This is a genomic window from Kitasatospora sp. NPDC092286, assembly GCF_044755565.1.
In the GTDB taxonomy this organism is placed as follows: domain Bacteria; phylum Actinomycetota; class Actinomycetes; order Streptomycetales; family Streptomycetaceae; genus Kitasatospora.
The window spans coordinates 1-18,345 of sequence record NZ_JBIVRD010000031.1; the positions used below are offsets into that span (position 1 = coordinate 1).

General features: G+C 71.6%; 11 protein-coding genes and 1 rRNA gene. 10 read left to right on the plus strand and 2 right to left on the minus strand.

Translation table 11 applies throughout. The annotated features are described in order from the left end of the window. A 5S ribosomal RNA gene (gene rrf, locus ACIQIB_RS27485) occupies window positions 1-85 on the plus strand; the annotation flags it as partial. 75 nt (window positions 86-160) lie between these two features. Then, window positions 161-1,054 carry a phosphatase PAP2 family protein gene (locus ACIQIB_RS27490; RefSeq protein WP_400761267.1) on the plus strand — a complete coding sequence of 298 codons (894 nt, stop codon included), beginning with the start codon at window positions 161-163 and terminating at the stop codon, window positions 1,052-1,054. Window positions 1,055-1,150: 96 nt separating this feature from the next. Here ACIQIB_RS27490 and ACIQIB_RS27495 read toward each other — a convergent pair whose 3' ends face one another. Both ACIQIB_RS27495 and ACIQIB_RS27500 read right to left on the minus strand, forming a co-directional pair. Further along, a complete protein-coding gene (locus ACIQIB_RS27495; RefSeq protein ID WP_400761269.1) occupies window positions 1,151-1,714 on the minus strand; it encodes an acetate uptake transporter in 564 nt (187 codons plus the stop codon). 321 nt (window positions 1,715-2,035) lie between these two features. Next, window positions 2,036-4,597 (minus strand): SpoIIE family protein phosphatase, encoded by a 2,562-nt coding sequence (locus tag ACIQIB_RS27500; RefSeq protein ID WP_400657434.1) that lies wholly within the window; start codon window positions 4,595-4,597, stop codon window positions 2,036-2,038. A 573-nt stretch (window positions 4,598-5,170) separates the two neighbouring features. On the opposite strand from ACIQIB_RS27500, the gene ACIQIB_RS27505 reads away from it, so the two are divergent. The 8 genes from ACIQIB_RS27505 (at window position 5,171) to ACIQIB_RS27540 (ending at window position 17,956) form a co-directional block, all read left to right on the plus strand. After that, complete coding sequence (locus ACIQIB_RS27505) at window positions 5,171-9,676, plus strand: HAMP domain-containing protein (RefSeq protein WP_400761349.1); 4,506 nt, start codon at window positions 5,171-5,173, stop codon at window positions 9,674-9,676. A gap of 300 nt (window positions 9,677-9,976) precedes the next feature. Next, window positions 9,977-10,609, plus strand: a complete 633-nt coding sequence (locus ACIQIB_RS27510) for a response regulator (protein ID WP_363609620.1) — start codon at window positions 9,977-9,979, stop codon at window positions 10,607-10,609. A gap of 124 nt (window positions 10,610-10,733) precedes the next feature. Then, window positions 10,734-13,421, plus strand: a complete 2,688-nt coding sequence (locus tag ACIQIB_RS27515; RefSeq protein WP_363609618.1) for a DNA translocase FtsK — start codon at window positions 10,734-10,736, stop codon at window positions 13,419-13,421. Between the two features lie 275 nt (window positions 13,422-13,696). After that, window positions 13,697-14,560, plus strand: coding sequence for a RodZ domain-containing protein (locus ACIQIB_RS27520; RefSeq protein WP_363609616.1), 864 nt, complete (start codon window positions 13,697-13,699; stop codon window positions 14,558-14,560). Window positions 14,561-14,656: 96 nt separating this feature from the next. Then, a complete protein-coding gene (gene rimO, locus ACIQIB_RS27525; protein WP_400657427.1) occupies window positions 14,657-16,138 on the plus strand; it encodes a 30S ribosomal protein S12 methylthiotransferase RimO in 1,482 nt (493 codons plus the stop codon). A 53-nt stretch (window positions 16,139-16,191) separates the two neighbouring features. Further along, window positions 16,192-16,773 (plus strand): CDP-diacylglycerol--glycerol-3-phosphate 3-phosphatidyltransferase, encoded by a 582-nt coding sequence (pgsA, locus tag ACIQIB_RS27530; protein WP_400657447.1) that lies wholly within the window; start codon window positions 16,192-16,194, stop codon window positions 16,771-16,773. 26 nt (window positions 16,774-16,799) lie between these two features. Then, window positions 16,800-17,276: a CinA family protein gene (locus ACIQIB_RS27535; RefSeq protein WP_363609636.1), complete on the plus strand. Its 477-nt coding sequence runs from the start codon at window positions 16,800-16,802 to the stop codon at window positions 17,274-17,276. Between the two features lie 311 nt (window positions 17,277-17,587). Next, complete coding sequence (locus ACIQIB_RS27540; protein WP_363609610.1) at window positions 17,588-17,956, plus strand: helix-turn-helix transcriptional regulator; 369 nt, start codon at window positions 17,588-17,590, stop codon at window positions 17,954-17,956. Window positions 17,957-18,345: the final 389 nt, after the last annotated feature.

Genomic DNA, 18,345 nt, shown 5'->3' on the forward strand with positions numbered 1-18,345 from the left:
TTACATTCCGAACCCGGAAGCTAAGCCTCACAGCGCCGATGGTACTGCAGGGGGGACCCTGTGGGAGAGTAGGACGCCGCCGAACAATCATTCCAAAAAGACCCCCTCCCATTTGGGAGGGGGTCTTTTTGCGTTAACGTCTCCCCAGCAAACCAGCTCGGTGGAGAGGCGCGATCCGTTGCAGAACCTGACCCTTACCTGGCAGTCCGCCGGGGGCGCCGCGGTCGCTCTCTACGGGGGGGCGTACGCGGCTTCCAGGGTTCGGCGGGCCCCGCTTTCGGCGCTGCTGCGGGAAGCCGGCACGTTGCTGGCGCTGTTCGCTCTCTGGCAGTTGGTCGGACATCTCTCCGTGATGAGCGCCGACCACGCGCTGGACCGGGCGAGCTGGATCCACCGGACGGAGTTGGCGGTCGGCCTGCCGGACGAGGCCTCCTGGCAGGCTGCCGCCACGCCGTACCCGGTGCTGGTGAAGACGGCCAACTACTACTACGCCGCCATGCACTTCGCGGTGATGCTCGGGGTGCTGCTCTGGGTCTTCGTCCGGCATCGCGCGCGCTATACGTGGGTCCGCAACACCGTGGTGATCACGACGGCGATCTGCCTCGCCGTTCAGTTCATCCCGGTGGCGCCGCCCCGGATGCTCCCGCAGAACGGGTTCGTCGACGTGGCCGCGGAGTACGGACAGTCGGTGTACGGGGGCGCGGTGGGCGGGGTCGTGGTGGCCGCCCAGCTTTCGGCGATGCCCTCGGTGCACGTGGCGTGGTGCGTGCTGGCAGCGGTGGCGGTGATCAAGGTGTCAAGGAGTCCGCTTCGCTGGCTGATGGTGCTGCACCCGGTGCTGACCGTCGCGGTCGTGGTGGTCACGGCCAATCACTTCTGGGCGGACGGCCTGGTCGCCGTCGCGATCCTGCTGTTCGCGTACGCGGCCCAGGCCGGCGTGGCGCGCTGGTGGACCCGGCGTGCGGCGGTCAGGACGGCGGAGGGCGCCGCAGACGTGGTGGCGGGCACCCGGGCGGGCGAGCGGGCAGACGAGCGGGCCTCGGCCGGAAGCTAGGCCCCGCGTCCAACGACGGCGCCCAGCGGGCGCGCGCGGGCCGGTGGGGCCGGACCTCCTGACAAGGGAGGTCCGGCCCCACCGGCGTTCAGGCCGTTACTTGACCGGGAGCGCGGCCCGGCCCCATCCGCTGTTGGTCAGCGAGGCGGTGGCCCAGTACCAGGCGGCGAGCCCGGAGGCCGCGGCGACCCAGCCGGCGAACTTGGCGAGACCACCGGAGGTGCTGAAGGTGGCGATCGCGGAGAGCACCAGCGAGACCGTCAGCAGACCGTAGACGAGCCGGCTGAACAGGCCGGACTGCCAGGCGGCGGCGGTCAGGGTGAGGGCCAGCAGGGCCCACAGCAGCAGGAACAGGCCCGCCGCGTTCTTTCCGGCACCACCGGCCGCGGACCAGGTGGCCCAGAAGGCGCCGAGGCTGGTGAAGGCCGTCCCGGTGAAGCCCTCACCGGCCCGGAGCTGCCAGATACCGGCGATGAACAGGGTGAGACCGCCGACGAGGTGGGCGAGAGAGGCTGCGTCCTTGACTCCGGTGCCACTGAAGATGCCGGTGGACAGCAGGCCGTAGGCGAGCAGTGTCAGGCCGAGCGCGAGGTAGCCGAGGTTACCCGCGTCGGCTCCGGTGGAACGGGCGTTCTGTGCCCCGGTAGCTTCATTGCTCACCGGAGGCTCCTTTCACTCTGGGCGCGCGCATGCGCAGTCAGTGCGATGAGGTGCGATGAGGCGTGTCGTGACGGGACGCGTGCCAGGACGCGTGACGATTCGCGCGGAACGCCGTGCCGAAGGCGCACGACGGGAGCGTGCGGGCGGCGGCGGTCAGGTGATGGGCCGGCAGAAGGGCTGTCGGCGGAGGTCCCCTCCGGGAAGTTCCCCGGTGAGATCGGTGTACCCGGCCCCGCTCGCTTGTACCCTTGTGAATCGCACAATTTGTGGCGCTGTCAGCTGTGGAACGCTCACGATCGGCCGTCGGTCGGACCGGCTCGCTCAGCCCACCCGCTGGTTCGGCACCCGCAGGGTGAGGATCGCCATGTCGTCGGACGGCGGCTCCGGAGCGAAGCGCTCGACGGCCCGCTGCACCCGGAGGGCCACCGCTCCGGCGGTCAGCCCGGTGCAGCCGGTGAGCACCTCGGCCAGGCCGTCGTCGCCCAGCATCCGCCGCCCCTCGCGCCGTTCGGTGACCCCGTCGGTGACGCAGAGCAGGACCTCGCCGGGGGCGAGCACCAAGTGTTCGGCGGTGAGCTCGAGTTCGTCCATGACGCCGAGCAACGGCTGCGGGGTGGCGGCCCGGTCGACCCGGCCGTCGGTACGCAGACGCAGCGGCAGCGGGTGGCCGGCGCAGACCAGTGAGAGCTCGGTGCTGCCGTCCGGTCGGGGCGTCAGTTCCCCGTACAGCAGGGTGAGGAAGCGGCTGCGCGAACCCTCGTCCAGGATGGCCGCGTTGAGGCGGCTGAGGACCTGCGGGGCATCCAGGCCCTCGCGGGCGAGCAGCCGTAGCGAGTGCCGGGCGAGGCCGGTGACGGAGGCCGCCTCGGGGCCGGTGCCGCAGACATCGCCGATGGCGAAACCGTAGGTGCCCTCGCGGATGGTGAAGAGGTCGTAGAAGTCGCCGCCGACCTCGTTGCCCTCGCCGGCGGCCTGGTAGTAGACGTCGACCTCGACGCCGGGGATCTCGGGGAGCTCCGGTGGCAGCAGGCTGCGCTGCAGGGCCTGGCTGGTGGCGGTCCGCTCGGAGTACAGCCGGGAGTTGTCGAGCGCGAGGGCGGCCCGGCGGGAGAGGTCCTCGGCGAGTTCGAGGATCTCCTGGCGGAACCGGACTCCGGCCGGGGTGCCGAGGGCGAGCAGCCCGATGACCCGGTTGCGGGCGGTGAGCGGCAGGACCACCGTTTCGCCGAGCAGGCCGGAGAGTTCGGGGTGGTCGGTGAGCCCGCTGGCGCGCGCGGTCTCGACCGGGGCGGGCCAGAAGCGGACGCCGTGGGTGGGGCCGGAGTCCGGGGCGGGGGTCTTGTCGAGGAGAGCGCGCAGCGGGTCGATGCGGTCCTCGTCCTCGTGCAGCACGAAGGCGAGCGAGGCCGGTGCGCCGTGGTCGCCGTTGGTGTAGACGGCGCACCAGGCGGCGAGGGTGGGGACGGCCATCTGGGCCATCAGCGCGAGGGTCTGCTCGTGCTCCAGGGTGCCGGCCAGCAGGTCGGAGGCCTCGACGAGGAAGGAGAGCGAGCCGCGGCGCAGCCGTTCGAGCTCGGTCAGCCGGGTGCTCTCGACGGCGAGGGCGACCCGGTCGGCGGCGAACTGCAGACGCAGCGCGTCCTCGTTGTCGTACCGGCCGGGTGCGGTGGTCGCGATGCCGAGGGAGCCGATCAGCCGGCCCTCGACCTTGAGCGGGACGGTGAGCAGTGAGCGCATGCCGCTGCCGGCGAGGACCGGCAGCGCGGTGGGCCGGGTGCTGAGGTCCTCGTGGACGGAGGGCAGGCGGGCGGAGTCGTAACGGGTGCCGCTCTCGACCGGGAAGCGGATGGGGCGGCGGTGGCCGATGGTGAGGCCGGCGGCGGCGCGGACCTCGAACTCGGTCTCGTCGTCGCTGGTGAGCAGCAGGTAGGCGGCATCGGCGTCGAGCAGGTCCCGGGCGCGTTCGACGGTGCGCTGGAGCAGGGTGTCGAGGTCGTCGGCGACGACGGGACCGGCGAGCAGGTCGAGCCGGCCGCCGGTGGGGTCGTTCTTGTCGCCGGGCAGTGCGCGGGCGGGGGAGCGGAGTACCGCGCGGTCGGGTTCGAGGACGAGCAGACAGAGGGTGGAGGGGACGCCCTCGGTGTCGCGGACGCGGACCTGGAGGCCGTAGACGTCGACGATCCGGTCGTCCGGGCAGCGCAGGCCGAAGCTGCCCTCCCAGCGGGCCAGGCGGAGCGTCTCGGCGAGGCCCAGCCCGATGCCGGGGGACTGCGGCCAGGCGGCGAGATCGGCCCAGGGACGGCCGAGCACGGTGTCGGCGGGGTGCTCGAAGAGGGCCTCGGCGTCCGGGTTCCAGGCCAGGACGCAGCCGTCGTCGTCGAGCTGCACGACGGCGACGTGCACCGGGCCCGGGCTGCTGGGCAGCTCGCTGCCGGGGGTCGCGGGTACCGCGTAGCGGGTGCCGGCCACCTGGTCGGGCAGGGCGAGGCGGAACCAGACGGTCTTGCAGCCGGCCGCGTACTCGACGCCCCAGCGCTCGGCGAGGGCGGAGCACATCAGCAGGCCGCGGCCGCCCTCGCCGTCGGGGTCGGCGTAGCGGTCGGAGGCGGTGACGGGGACGTCGGCGAAGGACGGCAGGCCGCGTTCGGGGTGGTGGTCGGTGACCTCGATCCGGACGCTCGCGTCCTCCCTGAGACAGCAGACCTCGGCGGCGGTGCCGGCGTGCACGACGGCGTTGGTGACGAGTTCGCTGACCAGCACCACCGCGTCGTCCACGACTTCGGGCAGTCCCCAGCCCAGTAGCGCGTCCCGCACGAAGCCGCGGGCGGCGCCGGCCGAGCGGCCGACGGGTTCGAAGGTGGCGGCTGCGCGCGCGGTGACCACGTTGCCACTTCTCCTCTGCTCTGGCCTGGGCTGTCCGGGTGCGGCGCCGACTCCCCGTGCGCGCCGGCGGGTGAGCGGCGGCGCTGGGTCGGGTCGTGGTCCGGTGCAGCGCCCCACCCTACTTTCCGGTTGGTTCCCCGTGGGGGCGGGGCGTCGAAACAGGCACCTGAGGGTGATTCTGACCACCTGTTTCGGCCGGTGCGGTACCAACAGAGCGCAACCAGCCGTATACCCGCCGCCAGTGCTGCCAGACTGGGGGGTCCGCGACGGCCGGTCGGAGCAGTACGGTCGGTGTGGATGCCGGTGGGCCGTGAGCGGTCGCCGGGACGCTGTTGCGCCGGGCCGGTGCCCGGAGCCGGGCCCTGGAGCGGGCGCGGACGGTCACCGGACAGTTCACGATGTGGGAGGGGCCCGTTGAGTTCGGCCACCAAGGACGCAACCGGTACGACGCCGCCCGCCCCGCGCGGCGGGCGGTCCGGGACCGCGCCGCGGAGCGCGGTCGGCCGGCGAGCGAGCCACAACCGGGGAGCCGAGCCGGCCGAGTTGCGCAAGCTGCTGGCCGCGCTCACCGCGATGCGGGACGGCAACTTCAGGCGCCGGCTGATGGTGCCGGGGGACGGGCCGCTGGCGGAGATCGCCGCGGTGTTCAACGAGGTCGCCGAGCGCAACCAGCACCTGACCGGTGAGCTGGCCCGGGTCCGGCGTGCGGTGGGCCGGGAGGGCCGGCTGAACGAGCGGCTGGAGACCGGTGCGGGCGAGGGTGCCTGGATGGCGGCGGTCGACAACTGCAACGCGCTGATCGACGATCTGGCCCGGCCGATGGCCGAGGTGGGCCGGGTGCTGGCCTCGATCGCCGAGGGCGACCTGGACCAGAAGATGGAGCTGCGCTCGCTGCACAGCAACGGGGTGAGCCACCCGCTGCGCGGCGAGTACCTGAAGATCGGCCGGACCGTCAACGGGCTGGTGGACCAGCTGTCGGAGTTCACCGACGAGGTGACCCGGGTGGCGATCGAGGTCGGCACCGAGGGCAAGCTGGGCGGCCAGGCCAAGGTGCGCAGCGTCTCGGGCAGTTGGAAGGACCTCGCCGATTCGGTCAACACCATGGCCGGTCGGCTGACCGCGCAGGTGCGCAACATCGCCCAGGTGACGACCGCGGTGGCCAAGGGCGATCTGTCGCGCAAGGTCACGGTCGAGGTGGCCGGCGAGATGCTGGAGCTGAAGAACACCGTCAACACGATGGTCGACCAGCTCAACTCCTTTGCCGCGCAGGTGACCACGGTGGCCCGGGACGTGGGGACCGAGGGCCGGCTGGGTGGCCAGGCGCGGGTGCCGGGCGTCGCCGGGGTCTGGCGGGACCTGACCGACTCGGTGAACTTCATGGCCGACAACCTGACCGGTCAGGTGCGCAATATCGCCCAGGTGACCACGGCGGTGGCGCGCGGCGATCTGTCGCAGAAGATCCAGGTGGACGCCAGGGGCGAGATCCTGGAGCTCAAGAACACCATCAACACCATGGTGGACCAGCTCTCCGGGTTCGCCGAACAGGTGACCAGGGTGGCCCGCCAGGTGGGTACCGAGGGGCGGCTGGGCGGCCAGGCACAGGTGCCCGGCGCGGCCGGGGTCTGGCGGGACCTGACCGACAACGTCAACTTCATGGCGAACAACCTCACCGATCAGGTGCGGAACATCGCGCAGGTGACGACCGCGGTCGCCAAGGGCGATCTGTCGCAGAAGATCCAGGTGGACGCCAGGGGCGAGATCCTGGAGCTGAAGAACACCATCAACACGATGGTGGACCAGCTGGGGGCCTTCGCGGACGAGGTGACCAGGGTCGCCCGGGACGTCGGTACCGAGGGCATCCTCGGCGGCCAGGCGAATGTGCCGGGGGTGTCCGGCACCTGGAAGGACCTGACGAACAGCGTCAACCTGATGGCCAACAACCTGACCAGCCAGGTCCGCAACATCGCCGAGGTGACCACCGCGGTGGCCCGCGGGGACGTGTCGAAGAAGATCACCGTCGATGCCCGCGGCGAGATCCTGGAGCTGGTCACCACCGTGAACACGATGGTCGACCAGCTCTCGGCGTTCGCCGACGAGGTCACCCGGGTGGCCCGCGAGGTGGGCACCGAGGGGATCCTGGGCGGTCAGGCCAGGGTGCGCGGGGTGTCGGGCATCTGGAAGGACCTGACCGACAACGTCAACTTCATGGCGTCCAATCTGACCAGCCAGGTGCGGAACATCGCCGAGGTCGCCACCGCGGTGGCCCGCGGTGACCTCTCCAAGAAGATCACCATCGACGCGCAGGGCGAGGTCGCGGCGCTCGCCGGCACCCTGAACACCATGGTCGACCAGCTCTCCGCGTTCGCGGTGGAGGTGACCCGGGTCGCCCGCGAGGTGGGGACCGACGGCACCCTGGGCGGTCAGGCGGGGGTGCCGGGCGTGGCCGGTATCTGGAAGGACCTGACCGACAACGTCAACCTGATGGCCAACAACCTGACCGGTCAGGTCCGCAACATCGCGCTGGTGATCACGGCGGTCGCCCGGGGCGATCTCTCGCAGAAGATCGACGTCGACGCGCGGGGCGAGATCCTGGAGCTGAAGACCAGCATCAACACCATGGTCGACCAGCTCGGCTCGTTCGCCGACGAGGTCACCCGGGTGGCCCGCGAGGTGGGCACCGACGGGCGGCTCGGCGGCCAGGCCAGGGTGCCCGGGGTGGACGGCACCTGGCAGGACCTCACCGAGTCGGTGAACGAGCTGGCCAACAACCTGACCCGGCAGGTACGCGCGATCGCGCAGGTCGCCACGGCCGTGACCAGGGGCGACCTCAGCCTGCGGATCGACGTGGACGCCGCCGGAGAGCTCGACGAGCTCAAGGACAACATCAACCAGATGATCGCCAACCTGCGCGAGACCACCCGCACCAACCAGGAGCAGGACTGGCTGAAGACCAACCTGGCCCGGATCTCCGGCCTGCTGCAGGGCCGCCGGGACCTGGAGGCGGTCGCCTCGCTGATCATGACCGAGCTGACCCCGGTGGTCTCCGCCCAGCACGGCGCGTTCTTCCTCGCCCAGCCGGCCGGCCGGACCGCCGAACTGATCACCGAGGACGACGACGAGAACGACACCGTGATGCGTCTGATCGGCAGCTACGGCTACCAGCGGCGGGCGATGCCCACGACGTTCCGGCCCGGTGAGTCGCTGATCGGCCAGGCGGCGGTGGAGAAGCGGCCGATCATCCTCAAGGAGGCGCCTCCCGGGTATCTCAAGATCGCCTCGGGCCTCGGCGAGGCCTCACCGGCCCACATCGTGGTGCTTCCGGTGCTGTTCGAGGGCCGGCTGCTGGGCGTGATCGAGCTGGCCACCTTCAGCTCCTTCACCACCGTCGCGCTGGACTTCCTCAACCAGATCGCCGACCTGATCGGCGTCACCGTCAACACCATCAGCGTCAACACCAAGACCGAGGGCCTGCTGCTGGAGTCCCAGCGGCTGACCGCCGAACTCTCGATGCGGTCCGCCGAGTTGGAGGCGCGTCAGGAGGAGCTGGAGCGCACCAACGAGGAGTTGCAGGAGAAGGCCGAGCAACTCGCCCAGCAGAACCGTGACATCGAGATCAAGAACAGCGAGATCGAGGAAGCCCGGCAGGTCCTGGAGGAGCGCGCCGAGCAGCTCGCCCTGGCCTCCCGTTACAAGAGCGAGTTCCTCGCCAACATGTCGCACGAGCTGCGCACCCCGCTCAACTCGCTGCTGATCCTCGCCAAGCTGCTCTCCGACAACAACGAGGGCAACCTCTCGCCCAAGCAGGTCGAGTTCGCCGACACCATCCACGGCGCCGGATCCGACCTGCTCCAACTGATCAACGACATCCTGGACCTCTCCAAGGTCGAGGCGGGCAAGATGGACGTCCGCCCGGCCAGGATCGCCCTGGTCCAGCTGGTCGACTACGTGGAGGCCACCTTCCAGCCGGTCGCGCTGGACAAGAACCTCGACTTCGCGGTCCGGGTCTCGCCCGCCCTGCCGGTCACCCTGCACACCGACGAGCAGCGGCTCCAGCAGGTGCTGCGCAACCTGATCTCCAACGCGGTCAAGTTCACCGACAGCGGCGCCGTCGACTTCTCGATCAGCCCGGCCGGCCCCGACGTCCCGCAGCACGTCCGCGAGCGACTGCTGGAGGCCGGCGCGATCGCCGGCCCGGACGACGAGCTGATCGCCTTCTCGGTCTCCGACACCGGCATCGGCATCCCCGACAACAAGCTGCGGGAGATCTTCGAGGCGTTCAAGCAGGCCGACGGCACCACCAGCCGCAAGTACGGCGGCACCGGCCTCGGGCTCTCCATCAGCCGGGAGATCGCCCGGCTGCTCGGCGGCGAGATCCACGCCGAGAGCGAGCTCGGCAAGGGGTCCACCTTCACGCTGTACCTGCCCCTGCGCACCGAGGCCCCGGGCACCGCCGCCCCGCAGCAGGCGGTGCCGAACGCCCCGGCGGTCCGCGCCTCGGTCGCCGTGACGTCGGCCGGCATGCCCGTGCCGGTCGGCGAGAACCCGGCCGACCACTGGGCCCAGGAGGTCCGCGAACTCGCGGAGGAACGCCGCCGCGGCGCCGTCGAACGCCGCCGGGCCGCGGCCCTGGAGCCGCCCGCCGACGGCCGCCTGCCGGAGCCCGGCCCGGCGCCCCGCCACGGCGGCCGGTCGGACACCCGTTTCGACGGCGAGCAGGTGCTGATCGTGGACGACGACGTCCGCAACGTCTTCGCCCTCACCAGCGTGCTGGAGCAGCACGGCCTGACCGTGCTCTACGCCGAGAACGGCCGTGAGGGCATCGAGATGCTGGAGCAGCACGAGAACGTGGCGCTGGTCCTGATGGACATCATGATGCCGGAGATGGACGGCTACGCGACCACCGAGGCGATCCGCCGGATGCCCCAGTTCGCCGGTCTGCCGATCATCGCGCTGACCGCCAAGGCGATGAAGGGCGACCGCGAGAAGTCGTTGGAGGCCGGCGCCACCGACCACATCACCAAGCCGGTCGAGACCGACCACCTGCTCGCGGTGATGCACCAGCGCCTGCACCGCGACTGACCGCGGTCCCACCCGGGGGCGTGAACCCCGGAGCGGGCTCCGGTCTTCGCGCCAGCCCGGGGGCCGGGTTGCTGGCGGGGAGGGGCGGGAACCCGGTAGGGTCACCGATCGTTGCGAACAGTGACCACATGGCGACTCGCTGCTGAGCGTGCGCCGGTGCACTGGGTGCGCGCCGCTCCGGATCATTCTGCGACGGAGCGATGTGCCGGGCGAGGGGGTGCGGCTAGCATGACCGGGGTAGTGGTGGGCAATACGCGGGTGCCTTCCCCAGGCAGGCAGGCGACAGGAGGGCGGGTCGTAATGCAGAAGGCGAAGATCCTCCTGGTCGACGACCGGCCGGAGAACCTGCTGGCGCTGGAGGCGATCCTCTCGGCGCTGGACCAGACGCTGGTGCGCGCGGCGTCCGGTGAGGAGGCGCTCAAGGCGCTGCTCACCGACGATTTCGCGGTGATCCTGCTGGACGTCCAGATGCCCGGGATGGACGGCTTCGAGACGGCCGCGCACATCAAGCGGCGCGAGCGTACCCGGGACATCCCGATCATCTTCCTGACCGCGATCAACCACGGGCCGCACCACACCTTCCGCGGCTACGCGGCCGGTGCGGTGGACTACATCTCCAAGCCGTTTGACCCGTGGGTGCTGCGCGCCAAGGTCTCCGTCTTCGTCGACCTCTACATGAAGAACTGCCAGCTGAAGGAGCAGGCCGCGCTGTTGCGCCTGCAACTGGAGGCGGGTGGCCAGTCGACCCTCGGCGGCGCGCTGCTGGGCGAGCTGTCGGCGCGGCTGGCCTCGGTCGAGGAGCAGGCCGAGGCGCTCGGCAAGCAGTTGGACACCACCGAGGACGCGGGCGTGGCCGCCACCGCGGCACACCTGGAGCGCAAGCTGGCCGGCCTGCGGCGTGCGCTGGAGGCGATGCGCCCCGGCGCCGAGTAGCCGCCGGACTGCTTTCACTCCTTCGGGTGAAAGTGGATCAGGGTGACGGTGTGTCTGCGACACGTCCGGCACCCCGGCTCGGACACATGTGCACAGGTGGCCGACCCCGGTAGGCTGCTGAACCATGGCCACACGTACGCCCGGAAGCGCGGCACGCAACTCGAGTCCGGGACCGTCCAAGAAGGCCGCGGCGAAGGCTCCGGCCAAGCCGCCCGCGAAGAAGACGGCCGCCAGGAAGCCCGCTCCGGCGAAGAAGGCGGCGGCCAAACCCGCCCCCGCACCGCCCCCGCAGCAGCCCTTCCTCTTCCGCGCCGTCCGGTTCGTCTGGCTCGGCCTGGCGAACGGGCTCGGCGCGATCTTCCGCGGTTTCGGCGACGGCGCCAAGAACCTGCACCCGGAGCACCGCAGGGACGGACTGGCCCTGCTGCTCTTCGCGCTCGCGCTGGTCACCGCCGCCGGCACCTGGTTCAGCCCGCAGGGCTGGCTCGGTGAGGCGGCCACCAACGTGGTGTCCGGGCTCTTCGGCCGGCTGGACGTACTGGTGCCGTTCCTGCTGGCGGCGGTCGCGATCCGGTTGATGCGCCACCCGGAACTGCCGGAGGCCAACGGGCGGATCATGATCGGCCTGAGCGCGCTGGTGGTCGGCGTGCTCGGCCTGGTCCACATCGGCTGCGGCGCGCCCATGATGGGCAGCGGCGCGACCCGGATAAGGACGGCCGGCGGCATCGTCGGCTGGGCCGTCTCCACCCCGATGATGGCGGCCGCCGGGCCGCCGCTGGCGGTACCGCTGCTCCTGCTGCTGGCCTTCTTCGGCCTGCTGGTCACCACCGCGACCCCGGTCAAGCGCATCCCCGAGCGGCTGCGCGGCGTCGGCGTGCGGCTCGGCGTGGTCGAGCCCGGGCCGCAGGACGAACTGGGCGAGGGGCGTACGCCGGAGCGTGAGCTGTCCACCGAGCCGCCCGAGGACGCGGACCCCTCGGCGCTGCCCTTCACCGTGGACACCGACGGTGACAGCCCGGGGGACGAGGTCGCCGCCCGCCGGCGCCGCCGACGGCGGAAGCAGCCGGACGAGCAGGAGGCCGCCGCCGTCCCCGACATGTTCGCGAAGGACCTGGACGACCCGTACGCGACCCGGAATCTCGCCGCCGGCGCGGCCGCCGACCTGGACGGCGCGCTGGTCTACGGCGTGCCCGCCTCCTCGGCGGTGGCGGACATGATGCACCAGGTCCAGGACCGCACCGCCCCGCCGGAGGAGGCCGCCGTCCCGGCCGCCCGCAGCGGCGCCCAGCCGGCGCCCGAGGAGCACGGCCCGGCGCCGGTGCGGATGGAACAGCTCCAGCTCGCCGGCGACGTCACCTACGCGCTGCCCTCGCTGGACCTGCTGGAGCGCGGCGGCCCGGCCAAGGCCCGCAGCGCCCTCAACGACGAGGTGGTGGCCCAGCTCACCGGGGTCTTCGCCGAGTTCAAGGTGGACGCCAAGGTCACCGGTTTCACCCGGGGTCCGACGGTCACCCGGTACGAGGTCGAGCTCGGCCCCGCCGTCAAGGTGGAGCGGATCACCGCGCTCGGCAAGAACATCGCGTACGCGGTGGCCAGCCCGGACGTGCGGATCATCAGCCCGATCCCCGGCAAGTCCGCGGTCGGCATCGAGATCCCCAACCGGGACCGCGAGATGGTCAACCTCGGCGACCTGCTGCGCTCGCGCACGGCCGCCGAGGACACCCATCCGATGGTCGTCGGCATGGGCAAGGACGTCGAGGGCCACACGGTGATGGCCAACCTCGCCAAGATGCCGCACATCCTGGTCGCCGGTGCGACCGGCGCGGGCAAGTCGTCCTGCATCAACTGCCTGATCACCTCGGTGCTCGTCCGGTCCACCCCGGACGAGGTCCGGATGGTGCTGGTCGACCCCAAGCGGGTCGAGCTCACCGCGTACGAGGGCATCCCGCACCTGATCACGCCGATCATCACCAATCCCAAGAAGGCCGCCGAGGCCCTCCAGTGGGTGGTGCGCGAGATGGACCTGCGCTACGACGACCTCGCCGCGTACGGCTTCCGGCACGTCGACGACTTCAACGCGGCGGTCAAGGCCGGCAAGGTCACCCCGCCGCTCGGCAGCGAGCGGGAGCTGAAGCCGTACCCGTACCTGCTGGTGATCGTCGACGAGCTGGCCGACCTGATGATGGTCGCCCCGCGTGACGTCGAGGACTCGGTGGTCCGCATCACCCAGCTCGCCCGCGCCGCCGGCATCCACCTGGTGCTGGCCACCCAGCGGCCCTCGGTGGACGTGGTCACCGGCCTGATCAAGGCCAACGTGCCGTCCCGGCTGGCCTTCGCGACCTCCGCGATGGCCGACTCCCGGGTCATCCTGGACCAGCCCGGCGCGGAGAAGCTGATCGGCAAGGGCGACGCGCTCTTCCTGCCGATGGGCGCCAGCAAGCCGATCCGCATGCAGGGCGCGTTCGTCACCGAGGCGGAGATCGCCGCGATCGTCCAGCACTGCAAGGACCAGCTGACGGCCGTCTACCGGGACGACGTGACGGTCGGCTCCGGGCCGAAGAAGGAGATCGACGAGGAGATCGGCGACGATCTGGACCTGCTGATCCAGGCCGCCGAGCTGGTGGTCTCCACCCAGTTCGGCTCCACCTCGATGCTCCAGCGCAAGCTCCGGGTCGGCTTCGCCAAGGCCGGCCGGCTGATGGACCTGATGGAGTCGCGCGGCATCGTCGGCCCGAGCGAGGGCTCCAAGGCCCGCGACGTGCTGGTCAAACCGGAGGAGCTCGACGGCGTCATCCTCACCATCCGGGGCTGATTCCGGACCGGGGACGGTGGCGACCGCCGAGGGGTGTTCACTCGTTCGGAGGAGGGTAGGCGCGGTGTGCGGGAACCGATCGGACGCACACCGCGTCACAGGCCGGAAGCGGGCTTCCGGGAACGGCGGCCCTCGTGCTGACGGCCGGTCAGCGGCCGGCCGGGCCCGGGCCGGGAAGGCCGCGCGCATTCGGGCCTGTTCCGCTTGAGAAACGAACCGTCCACGCCCCTAGACTGTTCTCCAGCAGGTGGCCATCCGCTCGAAAGGCGTGCCCCGTGACCATCGGCAAGTCCCCCGACCGCGAGAACGCCCCGACGCCCGTCCAGCCGTCCGACGGCGCGGAACCGACGGCCGATGCCGTGAGCATCGGCCGGGTGCTGTCCACCGCACGGATCGACGCCGGCCTCACGGTGGATCAGGTGAGCACCGCCACCCGGGTCCGGGTGCCGATCGTCCACGCCATCGAGGCGGACGACTTCGCCCGCTGCGGTGGTGACTTCTACGCGCGCGGTCACATCCGCCTGATCGCCCGGGCCGTCGGCGTGGACGGCGACGGGCTGGTGGCGCGGTACGACGCCGCGCACGGCGGCGCCCCCGCCGCGAAGCGGCCGACCCAGCTGATCGACAGCGGGCCGATCAAGGTGCCCGGCCGCAGCCGGCCGAACTGGACGGCGGCCATGGTCGCCGCGATCTTCGCGGTGGTCGCCCTGATCGGCTTCAACCTGGTCAGCGGCAAGACCGGCGGCTCCACCACCGGCTCCGCCAGCGCGCCGCTGCCCAGCGGTTCCGGCACCGGCTCGGTCGCCCCGGCCGCCTCGCCGAGCGTGCAGCCGCCGGCCCCGGCGCCGAGCGCCGCGGCGATCGCCGCCGTCCCGGCCGACAAGGTCACCGTGAAGCTGGTCGCCGAGAAGGACACCAGCTGGGTCTCCGCGCTGGACGGCAACGGGAAGTCGCTGTTCCAGAACAACATCGCGGAGGGCCAGGACCAGACCTTCACCGACCCCAAGCAGATCAAGCTGGTGATCGGCAACGCCGGTGCCGTGCACGTGTACGTCAACGGCAAGGATCTCGGTCCGGCGGGCAAGGACGGCCAGGTGGTGCACGTCACGTACACCCCCGGCGACCCGCAGGCGGGCTGACGGCGCGGGCCCGGTGGCCCGGTGAAGATCTGGTAATCCGAGGCGCGTGGCCTCCGGGGCGAACGGCACCGGGGGCCGCGCGTTAATCTTGGCCCTATGCCTGAACGCCGTACTGTCGCCCTTGTCACGCTCGGATGCGCCCGCAACGAGGTGGACTCCGAGGAACTCGCCGGGCGACTGGAGGCCGATGGCTGGTTGCTCGTCGACGACGCCGCCGAAGCCGACGTCGCCGTCGTCAACACCTGCGGCTTCGTCGAGGCCGCCAAGAAGGACTCCGTCGACGCCCTGCTGGAGGCCAACGACCTCAAGGGGCACGGCCGCACCCAGGCGGTCGTCGCGGTCGGCTGTATGGCCGAGCGGTACGGCAAGGAGCTGGCCGACGCGCTGCCCGAGGCGGACGGCGTGCTCGGCTTCGACGACTACTCGGACATCTCCGACCGCCTGCAGACCATCCTCTCCGGCGGCCACCACGCCCCGCACATCCCGCGCGACCGCCGCAAGCTGCTGCCGCTGAGCCCGGTCGAGCGCCAGGCCGCCGCCGCCGAGATCGCGCTGCCCGGCCACGGCGCCGCCGAGACCATCGCCGACCTTCCGGAGGGCGTCGCGCCCGCCTCCGGCCCGCGCACCCTGCGCAAGCGGCTGGACGACAACCCGGTCGCCTCGGTCAAGCTCGCCTCCGGCTGCGACCGGCGCTGCTCCTTCTGCGCCATCCCGGCCTTCCGCGGCTCGTTCATCTCCCGCCGCCCCTCCGACGTGCTGCACGAGGCCCAGTGGCTGGCCGAGCAGGGCGTCCGCGAGGTCGTGCTGGTCAGCGAGAACAACACCTCGTACGGCAAGGACCTCGGCGACATCCGCCTGCTGGAGACGCTGCTCGGCGAGATCTCCGCGCTCGACGGCATCGAGCGGGTCCGGGTCTCCTACCTGCAGCCCGCCGAGATGCGCCCCGGGCTGATCGACGCGATGACCGGCACCGCCGACGTGCTGCCCTACTTCGACCTGTCCTTCCAGCACTCGGCGCCGGCGGTGCTGCGCCGGATGCGCCGGTTCGGCAGCACCGACCAGTTCCTGGAGCTGCTCGGCACCATCCGCGGCAAGGCCCCGCAGGCCGGTGCCCGCTCCAACTTCATCGTCGGCTTCCCGGGTGAGACCGAGGAGGACTTCGCCGAGCTGGAGCGCTTCATCACCCACGCCGGCCTGGACGCGATCGGGGTCTTCGGCTACTCGGACGAGGACGGCACCGAGGCCGCGACCTACGACGGCAAGCTGTCCGAGGACGTGGTGGCGGACCGGCTGAACCGGCTGACCAGGCTCGCCGAGGAGCTGACCGCCCAGCGGGCCGAGCAGCGGATCGGCAGCGAGGTCGAGGTGCTGATCGAGTCCGTGGAGGGCGATCTGGTCGAGGGCCGGGCCGCCCACCAGGCGCCCGAGACCGACGGCCTCACCACGCTCACCGGCGTCGAGGACCCCGAGGTCGGCCAGTTCTACCGGGCCCGGGTGGTCGCCAGCGAGGGCGTCGACCTGGTCGCCGAGGCGCTGGAGCAGACACGGGTCCGCCAGGCCGCGGGAGCCGGGGAATGACCAACGGGCCCGGCGCCCCGGCCGCGGCCCACCCGGACAGACCGGAGGCCGCGATGCCCCCGTTGCCGGGGATCTGGAACATCGCGAACATGCTCACGATGCTCCGGTTGCTGCTGGTGCCGGTCTTCGTGGCGCTGCTCTTCGCCGACGGGGGACACGACCCCAAGTGGCGCGCGGTGGCCTGGGCCTCGTTCGCCGTCGCGATGATCACCGATCTGTTCGACGGGGAGCTGGCCCGGCGCAAGGGCCTGGTCACCGACTTCGGCAAGATCGCCGACCCGATCGCCGACAAGGCGATCATGGGCGCGGCGCTGATCGGCCTCTCCGTGCTGGGCGACCTGCCGTGGTGGGTCACGGTGGTGATCCTGGCCCGCGAGCTCGGCATCACGCTGATGCGGTTCTGGGTGATCCGGTACGGGGTCATCCCGGCCAGCCGGGGCGGCAAGCTGAAGACGCTCACCCAGGGCATCGCCGTCGGCATGTACGTGCTGGAGCTGACCGGCTGGCTGGCCACCGCGCGGGCCGTCCTGATGGCGCTGGCGGTGCTGCTGACCATCGGCACCGCGCTGGACTACGTCGGGCAGGCGCTTCGGATGCGCCGCGAGGGGCTGGCCGCGGAGCGCGCGGGCCGGTGACGGGGGAGACCGGGGTGGACTACGAGCTGGCGGTGCGGGCGCACACCGCGCTGCGCGGGGAGGGCAGCACGGTGGCGGTCGCCGAGTCGCTGACCGGCGGGCTGCTGGCGGCCGCGCTGGTGGACGTTCCCGGGGCGTCCGCGACCTTCCGGGGCTCGGTCACCGCGTACGCGACCGAGCTGAAGGCCTCGGTGCTCGGCGTCGACGAGGGCCTGCTGGCCGTGTACGGGCCGGTCCACCCCGTGGTGGCCCGGCAGATGGCCGAGGGCGTACGACGGCTGCTGGGCGCCACGTACGGGCTCGCGACGACCGGGGTGGCCGGTCCGGAGCCGCAGGACGGGCAGCCGGTGGGCACGGTGCACCTCGCCGTCGCCGGTCCGGGGGGAACTCTGGTCAGTTCGCCACGGCTGTCGGGGGAGCGTGCCACAATCCGTCACAGGGCGGTCACCGCCGCCCTGGAGCTGCTCGTCGGGCGGCTGCCGTCCGGCCCGGCCGTGCACTGAACCCGTCGAGAGCTCCATCGAACCGAGATCTGCCGAACTGGCGTACGGGTATGGCGCAGCTGGAGGATCGTGTTACATCCAAGGGCCTGGTTGGGCAGAAACCAGGTGGCGAACGAGTTGCGCGGCGGTGGCCGGGTGCCGCAGGACGGGTCCGACGAGGGGTCCGCAGGCCCGGGAACGACACCGAAACAGGGGAGGGGACAGCCTTGCAGCCCAGAGTGAACACGACCATGGTCCCCGCACGCGAAGCGGGCAAGGCGGTACGGTGGGGACGTGACATCTCGATCCGCAGTCCGAGGAGGGAGGCACCGATGATCCTGCTCCGTCGCCTACTGGGCGATGTACTGCGTCGGCAGCGCCAGCGCCAGGGCCGCACACTTCGCGAGGTGTCGGCAGCTGCCAGGGTTTCGCTCGGTTACCTCTCCGAGGTCGAGCGGGGGCAGAAGGAGGCCTCTTCGGAGCTGCTCTCCGCGATCTGCGACGCACTCGACGTCCGCATGTCCGAGGTCATGCGCGAGGTCAGTGACGAGCTGTCGCTCGCCGAACTTGCGTCGATGGCCACCCTCTCCGAAGGTGAACTGCTGAGGCCGGTGCTCGAACCGGTACCGCTGCCCGCCCCCGGCACCGACCGGGCGAACCTCTCGCCCAAGGCTGCCGCGATGGACGTGGTCGCCGCCTGACCTGGCCTCGACGCCCGGGCGCCTGGTGCCCGGGGCGAGCGAAGGAGGCGGTCGTGCGGAGAGCTTCGACGGCGTGCACCGAGGCCCGAATACGGCTGGGGCGAACGATTCCCCGGCCGCTTCGATGGCGCCTGGTGGTCCTGGTGGGCGGACTCTGCTGGTGGCTGTCGGCCGTCCAGGGGGAACTGGCCGACGGGGCCGTGCTGGGACTGCTCGTGGCCGGCGGCTGGGGGCTCGGTCTGATTCCGGTCCACGCGGACTGGAGTGCCACCGGACCATCCCGGCACCGAACGGGTGAGGCCGTGGCCCGGGTGGAGGCGGAACCTCCGATCGGGTGACATCAGCGACTGATTGCTTGACGAAGGCCGCGGGGTTGGCAACGACCCCGC